General features: G+C 63.0%; 19 protein-coding genes. 16 read left to right on the forward strand and 3 right to left on the reverse strand.

Annotated features, from left to right (window positions below):
• The 3 genes from HMPREF2826_RS05525 to HMPREF2826_RS05535 all read right to left on the reverse strand — a co-directional run.
• Positions 1–961, reverse strand: a 961-nt coding sequence (locus tag HMPREF2826_RS05525) for an ABC transporter ATP-binding protein (protein WP_070639919.1), incomplete at its 3' end; no start/stop codon positions are given.
• A 3-nt stretch (positions 962–964) separates the two neighbouring features.
• Positions 965–2,683: an ABC transporter permease gene (locus HMPREF2826_RS05530; protein WP_070639921.1), complete on the reverse strand. Its 1,719-nt coding sequence runs from the start codon at positions 2,681–2,683 to the stop codon at positions 965–967.
• Between the two features lie 162 nt (positions 2,684–2,845).
• Complete coding sequence (locus HMPREF2826_RS05535) at positions 2,846–4,006, reverse strand: extracellular solute-binding protein (protein ID WP_070639924.1); 1,161 nt, start codon at positions 4,004–4,006, stop codon at positions 2,846–2,848.
• A gap of 265 nt (positions 4,007–4,271) precedes the next feature.
• Here HMPREF2826_RS05535 and HMPREF2826_RS05540 point away from each other — a divergent pair, with 265 nt between their 5' ends.
• The 16 genes from HMPREF2826_RS05540 to HMPREF2826_RS05615 all read left to right on the forward strand — a co-directional run bounded on the left by HMPREF2826_RS05540 (position 4,272) and on the right by HMPREF2826_RS05615 (position 18,430).
• Positions 4,272–5,189, forward strand: a complete 918-nt coding sequence (locus tag HMPREF2826_RS05540; RefSeq protein WP_058269864.1) for a magnesium transporter CorA family protein — start codon at positions 4,272–4,274, stop codon at positions 5,187–5,189.
• A 125-nt stretch (positions 5,190–5,314) separates the two neighbouring features.
• A complete protein-coding gene (locus HMPREF2826_RS05545; RefSeq protein ID WP_070639927.1) occupies positions 5,315–6,250 on the forward strand; it encodes a hypothetical protein in 936 nt (311 codons plus the stop codon).
• A 1-nt stretch (position 6,251) separates the two neighbouring features.
• Entirely contained in the window at positions 6,252–7,040 is a 789-nt protein-coding gene (locus tag HMPREF2826_RS05550; RefSeq protein ID WP_168163986.1) for a nucleoside/nucleotide kinase family protein, read from the forward strand.
• A 243-nt stretch (positions 7,041–7,283) separates the two neighbouring features.
• Positions 7,284–7,694, forward strand: coding sequence for a GntR family transcriptional regulator (locus tag HMPREF2826_RS05555; RefSeq protein WP_070639932.1), 411 nt, complete (start codon positions 7,284–7,286; stop codon positions 7,692–7,694).
• Entirely contained in the window at positions 7,691–8,815 is a 1,125-nt protein-coding gene (locus HMPREF2826_RS05560) for a DUF1648 domain-containing protein (RefSeq protein WP_070639935.1), read from the forward strand. The genes HMPREF2826_RS05555 and HMPREF2826_RS05560 overlap by 4 nt, the downstream gene beginning before the upstream one ends.
• A gap of 278 nt (positions 8,816–9,093) precedes the next feature.
• A complete protein-coding gene (locus tag HMPREF2826_RS05565; protein WP_070639937.1) occupies positions 9,094–9,966 on the forward strand; it encodes a MurR/RpiR family transcriptional regulator in 873 nt (290 codons plus the stop codon).
• 304 nt (positions 9,967–10,270) lie between these two features.
• Positions 10,271–10,588 (forward strand): PTS fructose transporter subunit IIB, encoded by a 318-nt coding sequence (locus HMPREF2826_RS05570; protein WP_070639940.1) that lies wholly within the window; start codon positions 10,271–10,273, stop codon positions 10,586–10,588.
• A 56-nt stretch (positions 10,589–10,644) separates the two neighbouring features.
• Positions 10,645–11,745 carry a PTS fructose transporter subunit IIC gene (locus HMPREF2826_RS05575; protein ID WP_235814994.1) on the forward strand — a complete coding sequence of 367 codons (1,101 nt, stop codon included), beginning with the start codon at positions 10,645–10,647 and terminating at the stop codon, positions 11,743–11,745.
• Positions 11,746–11,845: 100 nt separating this feature from the next.
• Positions 11,846–12,703 carry a class II fructose-bisphosphate aldolase gene (locus HMPREF2826_RS05580; RefSeq protein ID WP_070639943.1) on the forward strand — a complete coding sequence of 286 codons (858 nt, stop codon included), beginning with the start codon at positions 11,846–11,848 and terminating at the stop codon, positions 12,701–12,703.
• A gap of 52 nt (positions 12,704–12,755) precedes the next feature.
• The gene (locus tag HMPREF2826_RS05585) at positions 12,756–13,658 is read left to right on the forward strand and encodes a ketose-bisphosphate aldolase (protein WP_070639947.1); all 903 of its coding nucleotides are present in this window, start codon (positions 12,756–12,758) and stop codon (positions 13,656–13,658) included.
• A gap of 41 nt (positions 13,659–13,699) precedes the next feature.
• Positions 13,700–14,578 carry an ROK family protein gene (locus HMPREF2826_RS05590; protein ID WP_371440572.1) on the forward strand — a complete coding sequence of 293 codons (879 nt, stop codon included), beginning with the start codon at positions 13,700–13,702 and terminating at the stop codon, positions 14,576–14,578.
• Positions 14,579–14,642: 64 nt separating this feature from the next.
• On the forward strand, positions 14,643–15,101 hold the full coding sequence (locus HMPREF2826_RS05595) for a PTS sugar transporter subunit IIA (protein ID WP_070639949.1): 459 nt from the start codon (positions 14,643–14,645) through the stop codon (positions 15,099–15,101).
• Positions 15,102–15,242: 141 nt separating this feature from the next.
• A complete protein-coding gene (locus tag HMPREF2826_RS05600) occupies positions 15,243–15,791 on the forward strand; it encodes a UBA domain-containing protein (RefSeq protein WP_070639952.1) in 549 nt (182 codons plus the stop codon).
• A gap of 18 nt (positions 15,792–15,809) precedes the next feature.
• Entirely contained in the window at positions 15,810–16,547 is a 738-nt protein-coding gene (locus tag HMPREF2826_RS05605; protein ID WP_070639955.1) for a response regulator transcription factor, read from the forward strand.
• A complete protein-coding gene (locus HMPREF2826_RS05610; protein WP_246824702.1) occupies positions 16,528–17,973 on the forward strand; it encodes a sensor histidine kinase in 1,446 nt (481 codons plus the stop codon). Before HMPREF2826_RS05605 ends, HMPREF2826_RS05610 begins: the two co-directional genes overlap by 20 nt.
• A gap of 142 nt (positions 17,974–18,115) precedes the next feature.
• Positions 18,116–18,430, forward strand: a complete 315-nt coding sequence (locus tag HMPREF2826_RS05615) for a DUF4298 domain-containing protein (protein ID WP_210388976.1) — start codon at positions 18,116–18,118, stop codon at positions 18,428–18,430.
• Positions 18,431–18,485: the final 55 nt, after the last annotated feature.

Consider the following 18,485-nt stretch of genomic DNA (forward strand, 5'->3'; position numbering starts at 1 on the left):
GCACGTGGTAGTTCTGGTAGTGGCCCATGAAGCGCGAGAGCGTCACCTTGCAGCGCATGACCCCCTTGTCCTGCACGTGCACGGACTCGGGGCGCAGCACGAGCGTCGCGGCGTCCCCGACGGCCTTGCCACCCGCGTCCGCCACGGGAATCCTCGATCCCGCGACGTCGACGAGGCCGGTCGCCCCATCGCGCTCGACCACGTCGCCCCGGAGGAAGTTGGACTCGCCGATGAAGTCGGCCACGAACTCGTCAACCGGGTGGTAGTAGATGGTCTGCGGGTCGCCGATCTGCGCGACGAGGCCCTTCCTCATGACGATGATCTTGTCCGAGAGGGCCATGGCCTCGGACTGGTCGTGCGTGACGTAGATGGCCGTGATGCCGGCGTTGTGCTGGATGCGGCGAATCTCGGTGCGCATGTCCACGCGAAGCTTGGCGTCGAGGTTGGAAAGCGGCTCGTCAAAGAGCAGGACGCCCGGCTCGAGCACGAGCGCGCGCGCCAGCGCCACGCGCTGCTGCTGACCGCCGGAGAGCTGGTTGGTCATGCGGTCCTCCATGCCCTCCAGGCCCACGAGCCCCAGGATGTTGATGACCTTCTCGCGGATGGTGGCCTTGTCCATCTTGCGCAGCTTGAGGCCATACGCCACGTTGTCAAAGATGTTGTAGTGGGGGAGCAGGGCGTAGCTCTGGAAGACCATCGCCGTGTCGCGCTTGTTGGGGGTGAGCTCGTTGATGGCCTCGTTGCCCAGGTAGACCTCCCCCTCGTCGGGGCTCTCGAACCCGGCGATCATCCGCAGGATCGTGGTCTTTCCGCAGCCCGAGGGGCCCAGCAGCGTGACGAACTCGCCCGGCTCGATGCTGATGTTGGCGTCGTGGACGGCATAGAAGTCCTTGCCCGTCTTGGGGTCCTGGTAGATCTTTGATATGTGCTCCAGGCGAACGCCCTTCTTCTCCTTGGACATCGTCTAGCCCTCCACTTCTGTCGTTAGCTTGGCGCTCGTGCCAAAGCGCTTGATGGCGAGGTTCATGAGCAGGACCGCGCCATAGGTGATAATGATGAGGATCGTCGCGAACGCGCAGGCCACGCCATAGGCCCCCTTCTCAGCGAACTCGTTGATCTGCACCGTGATGAGCAGGAACTGCGGGGTCACGAGCAGGATGATGGCCGAGATGGCCGTGATGGAGCGCACGAAGGCGGTGACGAGCCCCGAGAGGAACGAGTCCTTTATGAGCGGGAGCGTCACGGTCATGAACACCTGCAGCGAGTTGGCGCCCATGTCATAGGCGGACTCCTCGATGGACTTGTCAATCTGGCGTAGGGCGCTGATGCCCGAGCGCGTGCCGGTGGGCAGCGACCGCACGATGAAGACGATCACGAGGATGGCGCCGGTGCCGTAGAGGCCCTGAAGCACGCCCGTGTGGAAGATGCCACCCGAGAAGCCGCGAATGTAGCCGACGCCCAGGACGGTGCCCGGGACGGCCATGGCCAGCATCGAGACGGCCTCGATAAAGCCCTTGGCCCGGAAGCTGCGCTTGACCACGAGGTAGGAGATGATCATGGAGAGCAGCGCCGTGATGGGGCTGGCGACGAGCGAGAGGACGAAGGAGTCGCGGAAGGCCTCGAGCCCGTGATGCATGGTGAAGACCTGCTTGAACCACTTGGTGGTGAGCGTGAAGTCGTAGCCCCAGGTCCTGAAGAGGGCGCCAAAGGGCACGCAGACGTACATCATGACCACGAAGATGGCCAGGGCGGCGCACAGAATCGTGAGCGGGATGCGCACGGAGGCGTCGGTGATGAGCATGCGCGCGCGGCTCGCCTTGCCCGTGAGCGTCGCCGTGGACTTGGCCTCGAGCACGTACTTCTGGACGACGAACATCACCAGGGTGATAAAGAGCAGGACCACGGCCATCGCCGCAGCCCCCTGCTTGTCGTAGGCCCCGGTGATCTGCAGGTAGATGGAGGTGGCAAGCGTGTCATAGGAGCCGCCGATGAGCATGGGGTTGGCAAAGTCGGCGATGGACTCTATGAACGTCACGAGGAAGGCGTTACCCAGGCCCGGCAGGATCAAGGGGAAGGTCACGGACGTGAAGACCTTCCAGCGTGAGGCGCCCATGTCGCGTGCGGCCTCCTCCAGGGAGGGGTCGATGTTCTTGAGCAGACCCCTGAACATCATGTAGCAGACGGGGAAGAACGTGAGCGTCTGCACGAGGGCGATGCCCCAGAAGCCGTAGACGTTGTTGTCGTAGATGCCCAGCAGAAAGCGGGTGATGATGCCCGACTTGCCAAACAGCATGATGACGGAGAGCGACAGGACGAAGGGCGGCGACACCACCGGCAGCATGGACACCACCTTGAAGAGGCCGTCCATGAACCTCGTCTTGAGCTGGACGTACTCCTCGACGTAGGCAAAGAGCAGGCCGATGAGCGAGGCCAGGATGCCTACGAGAAAGCCCACCCTCAGCGTGTTGGCGATGGCCTTGTCAAAGGCGGGCATCGCCAGGACGCGCCGGAAGATGTCCAGCGTGGGCCCGTGGTCGCCCACGACGCTGTCCACCATGAGGATGGCCAGCGGATACAGGATGAACAGCGTCAGAAACGCGATGAGAACCGCGATGGTCGTGACCATGATGGGGTCGGCCATCAGCTTCTTCCTATCGAGCTCGGCGCCTTGGTTCCTTGCCATCGTTTCCCTCCTCGGATGGTACGTGGGTGCCCTGGCACAGGCGTCCTGCGGTCATGAGTCCTTCGTGCGAGCAGTCTGGTCGCCCCCAACGCAAGCCAGGTGGATGGGCATGCCATCCACCTGGCAAGCAAACGGACCTGTCCCTGGGGACCAGACTGCGGGCTACTCGGTCTGGAAGCGGCTCGGGTCGCTCGTGTTGGAGCCGGACTGCGAGAGGGCCGTCATGATGTCGCTGACGTAGGCCTCGGTGTGCTCCTTGGCGTCCTCGAAGTTGTAGTCCATGACGTTGTTGGGGTCGAGGCCGTACTTGGAGGCCACCTCAGGCTGCTTGGCGTCGTCGAGCACGAGGAACTGGTAGGCGCCAACCTCCTGCGCGCGCTCGACGCAATTGGGCGAGAGGGCGTACTCGATCCACAGCTTGGCGGCGTTGGGGTGCTTTGCGCCCTTGAAGATGGCCGTGGCGCCGATTTCGAAGGAGGCGCCGGAGGAGGGGATGACCAGGCCGATGTTCTCATAGCCGTTGTCGACGATCTGGTAGATCGCGTCATGCAGGAAGCCGATGCCGATGGCGCACTCGCCGGTGCCGACGTTCTTGGACGGGCCGGATCCGGACTTGGTGTAGACCTGGATGTTCTTGTCAAGGTTGACCAGGTACTCGATGCCCTTGTCATGGCCGTACTTCTGGATGACGGTGTTGAGGACGAGCTTGGCGGTGCCGGCGGTGTTGTAGTTGGACAGCCAGATGAGGCCCTTGTACTTCTCGTCCACGAGATCGGGCCAGTCCTTGGGGGCGTCGATGCCCTTGCGCTCAAGCTCATCCTTGTTGTAGAAGAAGCCGAGGATGCCCTTGTAGATGCCATACCAGCAGCCGTCGGCGTCCTTGTAGGCGTCGCTGATCAGGTGAGAGGCGTTGGCGGCCTTATACGGCTCGAGCAGGCCCTTGGTGACGGCGACGTTGTAGGGGTCGGTGGTGCCGCCAAACCAGACGTCGCCGGACGGGTTGCCGTTCTCCTCCTCGATCTTGGACTCGACCTCACCGGTGGAGAGGCGCTGGTACTGGGTCTCGATGCCAAAGAGCTTCTGGAAGTTCTCGCAGCAGGCGGCCACGTGCGCCTCCTCGGCGGAGCCGTAGACCACGAGCGTGCCGTCCTTCTTGCCGGCGTCGATGACGTCCTGCGAGGCGATCCTGTCCAGGCTGTCGTCGCTGCCGCCGGCGCTGGAGGAGGCGGAGCCCGATCCCGACCCGCTGCAGGCAGCGAGTCCCGCCACCGACGTCACGCCTGCCGTTGCCGCAAGGAAGTTCCTACGAGAGATGCTCTTCATGCGTTCCCCTCTTTCCACGTTCTTACGTTCTGCCCGGCATCTTCTGCTTGGTGCTGCCACGCGTCTGATCGCATGCACAGCTGCTTATGCGGGCATTACATATAGCTTACCTAAGACGTGATGTATTGGCCCTGGTCCGGCCGTGAGATGAGGATGCGGGGCGCTCAGCGGTACGCCGCAAGGCGGGCGCCGTTTCGTCTGCACGTGTGACGGAGCTAGGGTAGGATTGTGTGCGTCTGACATGCGCGCAGCCTAGGGAGTCGCCATGTTCTACCTCATCGACGAGACGCTCGTGGAGTGCGACGAGTCCGAGCTTCTCTCGGACGGGCGTCAGTTCGTGGCGATCCTCACGCCTGAGGAGTGGCGTCGTCGCGAGCATGACTTTGACATGGGCATAGACTTCGAGCCGGACGTCACGGCCGTGTTTGACACGCAGGCTGAGGCAAACTACGACTCGATCACGGGCACCATCTTCATCCCGGACCGCGCCGACCCCGACGGCCCGGAGGCCTGCTTTGCCTTCGCCATGGATGAGAAGGGCATCGTCTTCATTGACACGGCCCTTACCGCCGAGCGGCTGGTGAGGGACATGTCAGGCATCCGGCGGTGGCGCGACCCCAGCCTGGCACGCTTCTTCTCGGCCTTCGTCACTAGGATCGTGCGCGGAGACGCCGAGCTGCTGCGTGAGTACGAGCGCGAGCTCGACCACATGGAGATCGCCATCATGGACGGCACCGCGCCCCACGCGTCGCGACGCATCAACGAGATGCGCGGCGAGCTGCGAGACCTGAGCGACCACTATGACCACCTCATGGACCTCATGGGCGTGCTCATGGCCAACGAGAACGGCTTCTTTCCCGAGAAGGACCTGCGCTACTTTCGTGTCGCGTACGGCCGGCTGGACAAGATGCACGACCAGGCGGCCACCCTGCGCGACCAGGCCCTCCAGATGCGCGACCTCTACAAGATGCACCTGGACGTGCAGCAGAACCACATCGTCACCGTGCTCACGGTGGTCACGGCCATCTTTGCCCCGCTCACGCTCATCGTGGGCTGGTACGGCATGAACTTTCGTAACATGCCCGAGCTCGACTGGGAGTGGGGGTATCCCCTGGTGGTCCTGACGTCGGTCGTCATCGTGCTGGGCTGCTATGGGTACTTCAAGCGCCGCGGGTGGCTGTAGGGGTCAAAGGGAAGCGCGGACGTGCCCCATGGGCGTGAGTGCCACGTTGGCGGGGCAGGGCCAGGTCTTTGAAGCTTGAGTTAGCGGGTGGGGTGCATCGTGCGTCAGGAGAGGCGGAGGCAGCCATGGACACGATCGAGAGAGCCGACCAGATTGCGCGTCATGAGAGGGTCGAGCCGGACAGGCGCCCGAGGTTCTCGCAAGCCCAGCTGGCGAGCGTCGTCGTCCTGCTCCTGCTTGCGGTCCTTTCCGTCACGGTGCTTGCCAGGACGTTCTCGACGCCCCAGACCTATGCCCACCAGATCGAGGTGCTCGACCAGAAGAAGGGCACGGTCATGGGCCTGTCCGTCTCGTCTGCCATTGCGTCGACGACCATCTCGCTCGCCCCCGGTGACGCAGGGAGCGCCATCTCGGACCAGCTGGCGGGGTTCAGCAAGGACTTCACCATCATCCTGGGCGCCATCCTTCTGGAAAAGTACCTCCTGACGACGCTGGGCTTTGTGGTCTTTGGGATCATCATCCCGATCTGCTGCGCGATGGGGGCGCTGTCCGCCCTGCTTCCCAGGTACAACCAATGGAAGGGCATCCTCTTTGCCTTCTCGGTGCACCTGGTCCTCATCGGCGTCGTCGTCTGGGGCTCCATCCCGGCCACGGTCATGCTAACCGACAAGATCCAGGAAACCTATGACGAGTCGATCAACGCCGCCATAGAGTCCGTCGACCAGACGACGGTTGAGGCTCCCGCCGCGGAGAACTCGACCGGTTCGGGCGAGAACGTCCCGCAAGACCTGATGGGGCAGCTTTCCGGCGCCGTCAACGGTGCCGTCTCGGCGGTGGGAGACGCCGCCAGCGCGGTTGGCAACGTTACCACCTGGGCGCAGGACAAGCTCAGCGCCTTTGTGGAGAGCCTGGCCGTCATGGCCGTGACCACCCTCGTCATTCCCGTCCTCGTGCCCTTGGCCGCCCTCTACATCGTGAAGCTGGCGCTGACCAGCGCCCTGGGCGCGCGGGCGGCGGCGCCCGTCGCGCGGCCCCATGAGCTTCCGGGAAAAAGGGCCTAGCGTGGGCGCCGTCGCCCTCTCCTACGAGCTCGAGGTGAACGGCTTTTCCTATCCGGCGTCATTTTCGGCGGGCTGCGTGAATACGGTGCTCATGCGCCTGCTGCGGCGCTGGGAAAACCTGCGTCGTGCGGCTAGGCCATGCGAGGACGCCAAAGGGGAGCGTCCCCTGGTGGTATTCCTATGCGCCCCGCCGGGCGCGGGCAAGAGCACGCTGGGTCAATTCCTCGTGAGGCTGGCTGGCGATGTGGGATGTTGCGAGGGCCTGCAGTGCCTGGGCATGGACGGTTTCCATCATGCGCAGGCATACCTCTCGTCGCATGCGGTGACGATGCCGCAGGGCATGGGGCCCGTGTGCCTTGCCGCCATCAAGGGGGCGCCCGAGTCCTTTGACCTTGCGGGTCTGACGGGCGCCCTGCGTCGTCTTCGTGCGGGGTCGCGCGAGCCGTGGCCTCGCTATGATCGGCGCATCCATGACGTGGTCGCAGATGCCGTGCCCATCGTGGGCGACGTGGTCCTCGTCGAGGGCAACTGGCTGCTTCTGGACGAGCCTGGCTGGTGCGACCTGCGACTTTTGTGTGACGATGCCGTGTTTTTGCGCGCCTCGGAGGAACAGCTGCGCGACCGCCTGGTGCGTCGCAAGGTCAAAGGGGGCCTCGCGCCCGCCGAGGCGCTCGCCCACTATCGCCGCGTCGACGGCCCCAACGTTCGTCGCATCCTTGACGCTCATGGCGAGGCGGACGTCACGCTTGACCTGGTGGGTGAGGGTGACGTGCGCTGGGTGCTTCCCTAGGCCGCATGTCAGTCTTGCTTGTTGCGCCGTGTGTCCCGCCTGTTGGGGCTCGAGCCGTGCCGCGCGCTCATGCTCGCCCTGCGCCGTCGTGCTTTCTCACGGCCTCCTGGCCGCCGGCGTCGCCGTGTGCCCTGCCGGAAAATACCTCTCTTGCCCCATCTGTTGTAAGTGTTATAGTACACATATAACAAAAACAAGCGTCGCCGGATTTGGCCCGATGGCGGGCGCGAGAGGGGAGGGCATATGTTCCTGGGCATTGACAAGTTCAAGGAACGACCGGTCTACCTGCAGATACGAGACCAGATAGTCGCCGGCATCGCGTCGGGAGAGCTTCAGCCCCAGGACCGCCTGCCGAGTGTCCGCACGCTTGCCAGCGATCTGGGCGTCAACCTGCACACCGTCAATCGTGCCTATGCGGTCCTGCGCGACGAGGGCTTCGTGGTCATGCGCGGCCGTCAAGGGGCGCTGGTTGCGGACGTGCCGAGCCCTGGCCCCATCGCCGAGCTAACCTCCGCGCAGGCACGCAAGGCAAGCGCCCTCGTCGGGCGTCTTGCCACTGAGTGGCGAGCCAGCGGAGGTGACCAGGAGGCGTTCGTTCGTCTTGTGACCGAGGCGGCGCAGGCTGCCTTTACCAGGGGAGGAAAGACGTCATGACCCTTTTCGTAGCTCTTGCCTGCGTGCCTGTCGTGCTTATCGGCGCAGCCTTGGCCGTCGTGCCCTGGGTCGTCCCGCCTACGGAGTGCTTCACCATCACCATCCCGCGCTCCGCCGTGCACGCCCCTTCCGTCGTGCGCTACCGCCGCGGCTATGCCGCCGTGATGCTCGTCGTGACGCTGGCCTGCGTCGTGGGCGGCGCGGTGTCCCTGCTGGTGGCGGGCGCGTCGTCGTTGCCTGCCGTCATTCTGGCGGGGTCCTTCGTGCCAATCTTGGCGTCCGTGGCGCTCATGCTCGTCCTGCGTCGCCGCGTTCGCGCTCTCAAGCTGGACCGAGGCTGGTCGGCACGTCAGGATGTTCGCATGGCCTCGGTCGTCGAAGATGCGCCCCAGCCTCTGCCGTCATGGACCAACCTCCTCTACCTCCCGGCCATCCTCGGCCTGGCTGCGTTTGGCGCCATCAATTACGGGCGCTTTCCGGACATGCTTCCCATGCATGCGGGGCTTGACGGCATCGTGGACAGCTGGGAGCCAAAGTCCCCTCACGCCGTCTTCTTTCCGGTGATGCTGGCCGCTGTCACCGCTGCGGTCATGGCCTGCTCGTCCATGGTCATCGTGCGGTCACGACGGCCCGTGGACCCTGCGGCTCCGTCCGTCTCGGCCTATGCCTACGGGGCCTTCGCCCGGGCGGAGTCGGTCACGCTGCTCGTCTGTGGCCTGGCGCTCACCCTGTTTGAGGGCATGGGCTTCTACCTTGCGCTTTTGGGTGTCATTAGCCTCGGTGACGCGGGCGCGCTCACGGTGGTGCTTGCGGTGGCGATCGTCGTGGCGCAGGTGGTCATCGCGATCTACTACGGACAGGGCGGCTCTCGCCTGGCTCGGCGCATGGGTGCAGAGCTCGGCATGACGACTGCTCCCGACATGCCCTCCGACGCCGAGGACGCGCGCTGGAAGGGTGGCATTCTGTACTGGAACCCCGACGATCCGAGCGTCTTCGTTCCCAAGCGCTTTGGGGTGGGATGGACCGTCAACCTGGCGCGTCCCGCCGGGGCGCTCCTGATCGCGCTGCTGATTGTCGTGATGCTGACGTCGCTGGCACTCGCCTGGTCGGCGCAGGGATGAGGCGCTGTTGTGTGATTCCGTGGGGATGTGCGCCTTCGAGGGCGCGACCATATGAGGTCGCGCCCTTCTTGTATCGGGGCAGGATGGGCAGTTCTCGACTTTGGCGTGGTATCTGCCGCCTCTGTGCCACTGGAAGGGAGAATATGGACACTAGTGGACGTGCCTTCTCGCTCATGCCAAGAGTTTCAATAAACGGTGTACTATGAAATAAATATCCAATACGTGAGACGACCTGATGTCGATAGCATGCCTGCGGCGTTCAGTGGATGGGAAGGGTCATGGTTGAGTGGAGGAGCGCCATCGATAAGGTTCTCGCGCATTATGAGTCCCTTTCCGAGACTGAGCGAAAAGTTGCGGATTTCATCGTGCAACATACGGCTGACGTGACTCGCCTTTCCGTTCGAGAAATCGCCCAGGGAAGCGGAACGTCAAGTGCTAGCGTCTCGCGTTTCGTGCGACACATCGGGTTTGAGAGCTTTTCGGACTTACGGCTGGCAATCGCAAGCGAACAGACGGGGACCGCTGCCGAGACGGGGGAGAACGTTTCTGAGGTGTCGATGGACAACATCGAGGCGTCCGTGTCCTATGTCCTTGAAAATCGTATCCAGGAGCTTGCTGGGACGGCGGCTCGTCTAAAAGAAGCGCAGATTTGCCAGGTCGTCAACCTAATCATGGAGTCAGACACCATTCTGTTCGCTGCGGTGGGAAACTCGATTCCCGTCTGCTCCAACTTCTCATTCAAGCTGGGGCAGATTGGCATTCGGGCGCATTGCCCCGCCACGACGGAGGAGATGATTCTGTCCTCCCTGTCGCTAAGGAGAAGCGACCTTCTGTTTGTCGTTTCTGCCTCAGGATATTCGCGGCGGCTTGAGACGATAGTTGACAACGCGGAGGACAGCGGGACGCCAATCGTCTTCCTCACCTCAAATCCTGGATCCGAGCTTGCGCAGCGTTCAAATGTGCAGCTGACCTCGGTGACACGCGATCAGATTTTGACGGGTGGACAGTTCTCGACGCATATGGCAGAGGACTTTCTGGTGGAGACGATCTTCATCTTCCTGCTCACGACTTGGAAGAGCGCGCGTGGCCTGGCGCGCCTCGAGCAGAAGAGCCTGGGCCGGGACAAGGAGTCAACGCCGACGCTTTGCTAGCGCTGAAACACCCTGACGCCATTTTTTGTACGACGTGAATTATTCCGTCTTGAGCGGAATTCCACTCTCTTTATACCAGGCCATACAGTAATGAAATGAGTTTTCACTTGTTTCAATAAATAGGTATTTACCGGCAGGTCATGCAAAGAACTATGCCACTCGCCGCAGTATCTCTACCGATTGCAGGGGCATTACGCTAAAAGGAATTGTGTTTCAAATAAATATGTATCATGGAAAAACGTTCCACCACATGAGGAGATGTGGAACGTCGCGTGACCGTCAACGAGGGGGAAGGGGAGTGCGTATGAGGATAGTGGGCATTTGCGCGTGTTGTAGCGGCATCGCTCATACCTACATGGCGAAGAAGGCGATAGTGGATGCCGCCCAAGCTGCGGGCGACGAAATTCACCTGGAGACCCAAGGCACCATCGGCGTGGAAGACGAGCTCACCCCCGAGCAGATCGCCGCAGCGGATTGCGTGCTCTTGTGCGTTGACGTCCATGTGGAGGGGACCGACCGCTTTAAGGGCAAGAAGGTCATGAAGATACCCACCGGCCTCGCGATCAAGGCCCCCAAGCAGATCATTCGCAAGTTACATGAGGAACTCGAGAGGGACGCCTAGGTCACCTAGCGTGCCCGGGCGCTTGCATAAGACTGTTTGTTCAAAGGAGTCGCGTTATGGCATCAAAGATGAAAAGGGTTGGCATCAAGGCACCCGTCCTTACCGCAATTAGCTACCTTCTCCCACTCGTCGTCGCATCCGGACTTCTCATAGCGATTGGCAATCTGACCGGTGGGCAAAACGTCACGGAGCTCACCGGGATGACCATTCCTGACGCCCTCACCACGATCGGCGTCTTTGGCATGGGCCTGCTTCCCTCCTTCATCGCGGGCTACATCGCCTATGCGATCGCCGACCGTCCCGGCCTTGCCCCCGGCTTTCTCATGGGGCAGGTCGCCTCGTTTTTGGGGGCGGGCTTTCTCGGGGGCATGATCGGCGGCCTCATTGCGGGCTATGTCGCCCTCGTGCTTGAGACGTACCTCAAGGTGCCCTCGTGGGCGGAAGCGCTCATGCCGATGATGATCATCCCCACGATCACGGCGATCGTCGCCGGCGTCATCATGGTCTTCGTCCTGGGCGGCCCCATCGCCGCGCTCACCGGCGCCCTGACTGCCTTCATCACGGGGCTCGACCAGAGCCAGAAGGTCATGTACGGCTTCATCCTCGGTTTCATCCAGCACCTTGACTATGGTGGAGCAATCTCCAAGGTTCCCAACCTCATCTGTGACGGCATGATGGCAGACGGCATCTATGGACCCGAGGCCGTGAAGGTCCTGGGCTCCATGGTTCCTCCCTTTGGCGTCACGCTCGCCCTGGTGCTGTCGCGCCTCCTCAAGAAGCCCATCTTCAAGGCTTCCGAGGTCGAGAACGTTAAGGTTGCGTTCCCTATGGGCGTCTGCATGATTACCGAGGGCGTCATCCCCATCGCGATGAACGACCTCGTTCGCACCGTCATCGCCACCGCGCTGGGTGACGCGACGTGTGGTGCCATCGCCTTCTCCATGGGCGTCGAGTCCATGGTGCCTTCCGGTGGCATGTTCGTCGTGCCGGCCATGACCAATCCCGGCTGGGCACTCGTGGCGCTCTTCGCGGGCTCGCTCGTCACCGCAGTCATCCTGCTTCTGATCAAGAAGCCTCTCAAGCCCGAGGAGATTGACGATCTCGGGACCGAGAAGGAGGAAGAGGAGGTTGACCTCTCCGGATTGAGCTTCTCCTAGTGCGTCGGGCGTGCGCCGCAGGTGGCGGCGCACGCCGCACGAAGGGCCTGGCCCGATATCACGTTGACTGCCTCACAACGATCACGAAGGGTGCGGAAGCATGTATGAGTCAATGCGCGGAATGCTCCAGAAGGCACGTCAGGAAGGCTATGCCGTCATGGCGATCAACGCCTTCGACCTTGAGTCTGCGGCCGGCGTCATCCATGCCGCCACCGAGATGCGCTCGCCCATCATCATAGACTTGCTCCAGGACCATGTGAAAGCCTATTTTGACTGCGACGTTCTCACACGCCCGATCATTCGCATGGCTCAGGAGGCTCCCGTTCCCGTCGCCATCAACCTTGACCACGGCAGCGACGTCGCGCACCTGAAGCGCTGCCTGCACGAGGGGTTCTCCAGCGTCATGATTGACGCGTCGGGGCACGCGTTTGAGGAAAACGTGAGAATCACGAGGTCAATCGTCGAGTTTGCCCAGGAGTTCGGTGCAAGCGTCGAGGCGGAGGTCGGCAGCATGGGACTCGTGGGCACGGGTGCCGGATTTACCGAGGCGGCCATGTACACCAACCCCGACGTGGCCATAGAGTTCATCCAGAAGACAGGCGTCGATGCCCTGGCGGTGTCCTTTGGTTCCACTCACGGTGACTATCCCCAGGGATATGTGCCGACGTTTCACTTTGAGATCGTCGAGGCAATCAGGAGCGCGACTGACGTGCCTCTGGTGCTGCACGGCGGTTCGGGTTCGGGTGCGGAGAACATCCGCCGGGCCATCGCGTGCGGCATCAACAAGATTAACGTTGGCACCGACTACATGATCGCGCAGCGCGACTTCGTCGCGAAGGCCCTGCAGACTGATCCCGACATAGAGTATCCGGAGCTTCTGCACAGGGCCTATCTCGAGGCCTCCAAGGTCGTCCAGAGCTATATCGAGCTCGCGGGCTCCAAGGGTAGGGCATGGTAGGCGCGTCTTGCCTGCCGTCGAGGGAGACCACGTCCACTGAAAGGTGATAACGATGCTTGTGAACATGAGCACTCTGCTGGGGGTCGCAAAGAGCAAGGGCTTTGCCGTCGGGGCCTACAACGTCTCCGAGTCAAACCTGTTCCGCACGGTCGTCGAGGCCGCCGAAGAGAATGACTCACCTGCCATCATCGCAGTTCATCCGACGGAGCTTGACTATTGCAAGGACGAGTTTGCACGGTACATGGTCGCCCGCATCTCGAGCAGCCATGTTCCCTTCGTCCTGCACATGGATCATGGCGACTCCATCGAATCCGTCATGCGCGCCGTCCACGACGGGTTCAGCTCGGTCATGATTGACGGCTCGCTTCTCCCGTTTGAGGAGAATGTCGTCAAGACGTCCGAGGTCGTGCGGTATTGCCACATGCTTGACGTGTCCGTCGAGGGCGAGCTGGGCACTATTGGAACTACCGGCACCACGATTGAGGGCGGCATGACGGAGGTCACATACACCGACCCCGATGACGCGAAGGCCTTTGTGGAGCGCACGGGCGTTGACTCGCTTGCCGTCGCCATCGGGACCTGTCACGGCCTGTATCCCAAGGGCGTCACCCCCAAGCTTCGCATGGACGTTCTCAAAAAGATCAAGGAGGTCGTTGACGTCCCGCTGGTGCTGCATGGCGGCTCAGGCAACCCGGACGAGGAGATTGCCGAAGCGGTGCGCATCGGCATTCAGAAGGTGAACATCTCGTCGGACTACAAGAGCGCATTTTTTGTCGCAGCCCGTGAGATTCTTCAGCGTCCTGATTCGGGATGGGACCCCAACAACCTCTTCCCGGCGTGCATCGAGGCGGGTAAGCGGGTGCTCGCGCAGAAGATGCGCCTATTTGACAGCGTGGGCAAGGCGGCATTGTTCCGCGAGGCGGGTATCTCCCCGTGGCGTCAGGGGCTTGCGTAATCGTCTCGTTTGAATCGCGTCCGTTGAGGGGAGTGGTCGGCGTGTCAAGGATAGGGGCCATCGAGGCGGGCGGCACCAAGATGGGGCTTGCCGTGGGTACCGAGGACGGCGACATTCTTGAGCGGACTGCGTTTCCGACGACCGACCCTGCCTCGTCGATTGCTCGGATGGTCGAGTGGTTTTCCGGGCGCTCCATAGATGCCCTGGGCGTCGGTGCGTTTGGTCCGACGTGCGTGAATCCTTCCGACGCGTCCTTCGGCTATGTGCTGGAGACGCCCAAAGTCGCCTGGCGGCACGTTGACTTTCGGGGGGCGTTGGCTGGCGACCTGAACGTTCCGGTAGGGTATGACACTGACGTCAACGCCGCCTGCTTGGGCGAGGCGACGTATGGTGCCGGCAAGGGTCTGGACTGCCTGGTGTATGTGACGGTCGGCACTGGTATCGGCGCTGGCGTGCTCGTGGACGGCAAGCTGCTGCATGGGATGCTTCACGCAGAGGCAGGACACATTCCCGTAACGCGTGTGGAAGGCGACGGCTTGCCAAGCGTCTGCCCTTACCATCCGAGCTGTCTTGAGGGGCTTGCTTCGGGTCCCTCCATTGAGAGCAGGTGGGGCAGGCCTGCCGCCGATTTGGAAGGTAGGGATGACGTCTGGGAACTTGAGGCGGCATATCTGGCGCAAGGTCTTGCGACTTACGTCCTCTGCTATGCCCCGCGACGGATAGTTCTCGGGGGCGGCGTCATGAGCCAACTTCAGCTGTTCCCCCTGATACGTGCAGGCATGTCAAGTATTCTGGCCGGATACGTCAGAACGCCCGAGATCGAGGACCTCGACACGTATATCGTCCCGTCGGGTTGCGCAGGGGATCAGGGCATTCTGGGGGCGCTGGAGTTGGGTAGGCGAGCGCTTCGGGGCGATTGAACATGCGAAAGGCCTCATGCGTAGAGGGGCCGTATGCCAGGAGGGCGATGTAGGAGGTACGTGCATGGCAGGGTTCATCGGTGTTGAGAACGTCATGCTGGGACGGCACGCCGCCAGCAGGGACGAAGTGCTGCGCGACCTGGCCGACAAGGCCTGCGAACTTGGGGTGACCAGTAATTCTGACGCGGTCTATCGGTCCTTCCTCCAGCGGGAGGACATGGGTCCCACGGGCATGATGGAGGGGTTCGCCATCCCCCATGCCAAATCGTCGGCGATTACGGCGGCGACGATTATCGTCTACAAGAACGGGTCAAAACTTGACTGGCCGTCCTTTGACGAGCAGCCCGTTGACATCTGCGTCGCCCTGCTGGTGCCTGACGGCGAGGCGGGTACCACGCATATCAAGCTGCTCTCCAAGACGGCCGTCCTTCTCATGGACGACGATTTCAAGTCCCTGCTGCGCGATGCCGATGACGCCGAGGCAATCGTGCGTGCCATCAACGAGCGGCTGGAAGAGGTGTGACGGCAGGCGCTGCCGTTGCCTCGTCAGCAAAAAAACTCATGCGTTCTTAACTCTCTCCCAAGAATCGCTTAATCTTTATGTCGGACCATGGCATCAGCAAGGACGACAGGCGTCCTTCTTGGTTCAGGGAGGCTCGTGGCCATGGAACTGATTGACAAGGTTGAGCTCGTGCGCGAAAAGTGCGACGTCAGCTATGGAGACGCCAAGAACGCCCTCGAGATGACGGGCGGCGATGTGCTCGACGCCATCATCTGGCTTGAGCGTGCGGGCAAGACGGCGCCGCGCTCGGCGAGCTACGCCACCGCCGACAACGAGGCCGAGACGCCCGTCTCTGCCGAGATGATCGCCGCGCAGAGCGCCTATCGGGCATCAAGCAGCAAGTCTGACTTCTCCGGGCACGTCGGTGGCGCATGGAAGGTCATCAAGCGCCTGCTGCGCAAAGGACTGCGCACCAAGTTCATCGCGACGCGCCATAAGGAGGACATCATCAACGTGCCCGTGCTCGTTCCCATCATTGGCATCTTCCTATGGGGAGCCACCATCTGGCTCCTCATCCTGGGGCTGTTCTTTGACGTGCGGTACCGCCTGGAGGGCGTCGAGCGCGTCACCGTGGACGTGAATGACGCCATGGGCAAGGCTGCGGACGCCGTCACGACCATCAAGAGGGATGTGACGGGCAATCATGACTAATGGGCTGGCGCAGCTCTCATGACCAGGATTCTGGTCGTCGAGGACGAGGAGAGAATCGCACGCTTCGTCGAGCTTGAGCTGACGCACGAGGGCTATGACGTGGACAAGGCGACGGACGGCAGGGCGGGCCTGGACCTCGCCCTGGCCGGCGACTACGACCTCATCCTGCTTGACGTCCTTCTGCCGGGGCTTAACGGCATGGAGGTGCTCAGGCGTCTGCGCAAGGCCAAGGAGACGCCCATCATCCTCTTGACGGCCCGCGACGCCGTGATGGACAAGGTCGCCGGCCTCGACGCCGGGGCCGATGATTACGTCACGAAGCCCTTCGCCATCGAGGAACTGCTCGCTCGCATCCGCCTGGCGCTCAGGCGGCACGAGACCCCCGCGCACCCCGCTTCGCCTGCGGTGGGCGCAGGCGTCTCGGCGGGGGCGGCGCAGGGGGACGGGCCCGTCTTTACCCCCGCTCCCGCACGACTGTCGCTTGACGTGGAGCGGCGGGAGGTCCGCGCCCTGGGGCATCTCGTCGAGCTGACCAACCGGGAGTTTGAGGTGCTCAGAGTGCTCCTGGAGCGCGTGGGCGTCGTGGTGAGCCGCGAACGCCTTGCGACGGAGGCGCTAGGCTACGAGTTCGTCGGCGAGACCAACAACGTGGACGTGCACATTGCCCACCTGCGCGCCAAGCTCGCCGCCGTCGGCTGTGACTCGAACCTCATTTCCACGGTTCGGGGGGTTGGCTATGTCATTCGTGAGGTCTGACGGGATGCGCGGCGAGGGCGAGGGCGCGCGTACTTGTACGGCCGCCGCACCGGCCCGCTTTGGTCGGCCCGGTCGCGCGACCGGGCGCTTCTCGTCCACGGCCTGGGCCATAAGCTGGGGATACTGGTGGCGGCGGCTGGTTGGCTACCTCCTTTTTGACTTGCTGCTGCTCGCCTGCGCCACCGCTATCCTGATTCATGGCTACAATGACCAGCTCCCGTCGGGGAGCTTTTGGGGCCCGCTCTTACTGGCGCCGGCGGATGGCGTCAGCGTGACGGCGAGCATGCCAAACCGCGCCAACCTCGCCGATCTGCGCTATGTCGTCACCGTGCCGCCGTCTGCGGCGCGCTCGTTTCCGCTTGGCGCCGACCTGCTTGACCTCTGGCCGCTCGCCGTGGTGGTCGGCACGGTGGAGGCGCTGGGCCTGCTGGGATTCTTTGACGAGCAGCGCCGCGTGCGGCGGGCGCTCGCCCCCCTCAACGACCTGGCCCTGCGAGCAGAGGAGCTGGGGCGGGCGGGCAGTCTGGGAGGCAGCCAGATCCAGACGCTTGAGCAGGCCATAGACCGGGCGAGTGTGGACGAGCCTCGCGTGTCCACGGGCGACCAGGACCTCGCGAGCATCGAGGTGGCGCTTAACGGTCTGTTGCGCAGGATGCACGAGGCCAAGCTCCAGCAGATGCGCTTTGTCAATGACGCGAGCCACGAGCTGCGCACGCCCATAGCTGTGGTTCAGGGATACGTGAACATGCTCGATCGGTGGGGAAAGTCCGACCCGGAGGTGCTGGACGAGTCCATCCATGCCCTTAAGCAGGAGAGCGCCCACATGCAGGAGCTGGTGGAGCAGCTGCTGTTCCTGGCCCGGGGCGACTCGGGCAGAAACGACCTCAACCTCGTGCGCGCCAACCTCGCCTCGCTCGCCCGCGAGGTGTGGGAGGAATCGCGGATGATAGACGCCGAGCATGAGTACAGCCGCGAGTTTGGTGACGCCGCGTGCGCTGACGCCTCCTTTGAGGCCGTCGTGGACGTGGCGATGGTCAAGCAGTGCCTGCGGATTCTGGTGCAGAACGCTCGCAAGTACTCCCCTGCGGGTTCGTGCATCTCCCTGGACGTGGACGTCGCGGGCGCGGACGCCCCCGGCGCAGGTGCGCCAAGTGCGGATGCGACGGGTGCGGGTCACGTCGCCCATGGGGACGGCGTCTTGCTCCGGGTGAGGGACGAGGGCATCGGCATGACCCAGGCGTCGGCGACGCATGTCTTTGATCGCTTCTACCGGGCGGAGAACGTGCGCGACTCCCGCCAGCACGGGTCGGGCCTGGGGCTTTCCATCGCCAAGTGGATCGTCGAGAGGCACGGGGGCAGCATCGGCCTGGTGTCTCGCGAGGGCGTGGGGTCGTGCTTCACCATGTATCTGCCCCGTCAGGGGTAGAGGGGAGGGGCCCTCTACCCGCGTCCATGGCACGCGCGTCCCGGCTTGACAGGCGCGCACGTCCGCATGCTGCGTTATGATTCGCCTGACGGGCACGACTCGTCACTCACCGGAGGACGCCTTCGTTTGAAAGGACGGCACCTTGGACACGGCTGAGCGCATAGATCGCATCACGAAGATGGAGTCCATCCTCAACTCGCATGCCGCCGCGGCCGCCGGCCTCGCTGCGGCGCTGGATGAATTTGAGCGCAGTCAGAAGTCCTATCTGCTGCTCAGGGACTACTATGTCGAGGGTGGCTACATGCAGGACGTCGCCGCCGACAACGAGGGGCTTCTCCCCGACGACCTCCCTCGCGGCGTGCTCTCCGAGGACGCCGTCTTTGACCTCATGGGGGAGAACGTCGAGCTGGCCATACGCATGCTGGAGCTGGCGACGGTCGTCATTCGCGACCGCTGATGGGGGCGCGCCACGCCTGCGAGGTCGTGCCTCGCCCTTAGCGCCTCGGGCTTCA

It is taken from the genome of Olsenella sp. HMSC062G07 (genome assembly GCF_001811895.1).
GTDB lineage: Bacteria > Actinomycetota > Coriobacteriia > Coriobacteriales > Atopobiaceae > Olsenella_F > Olsenella_F massiliensis.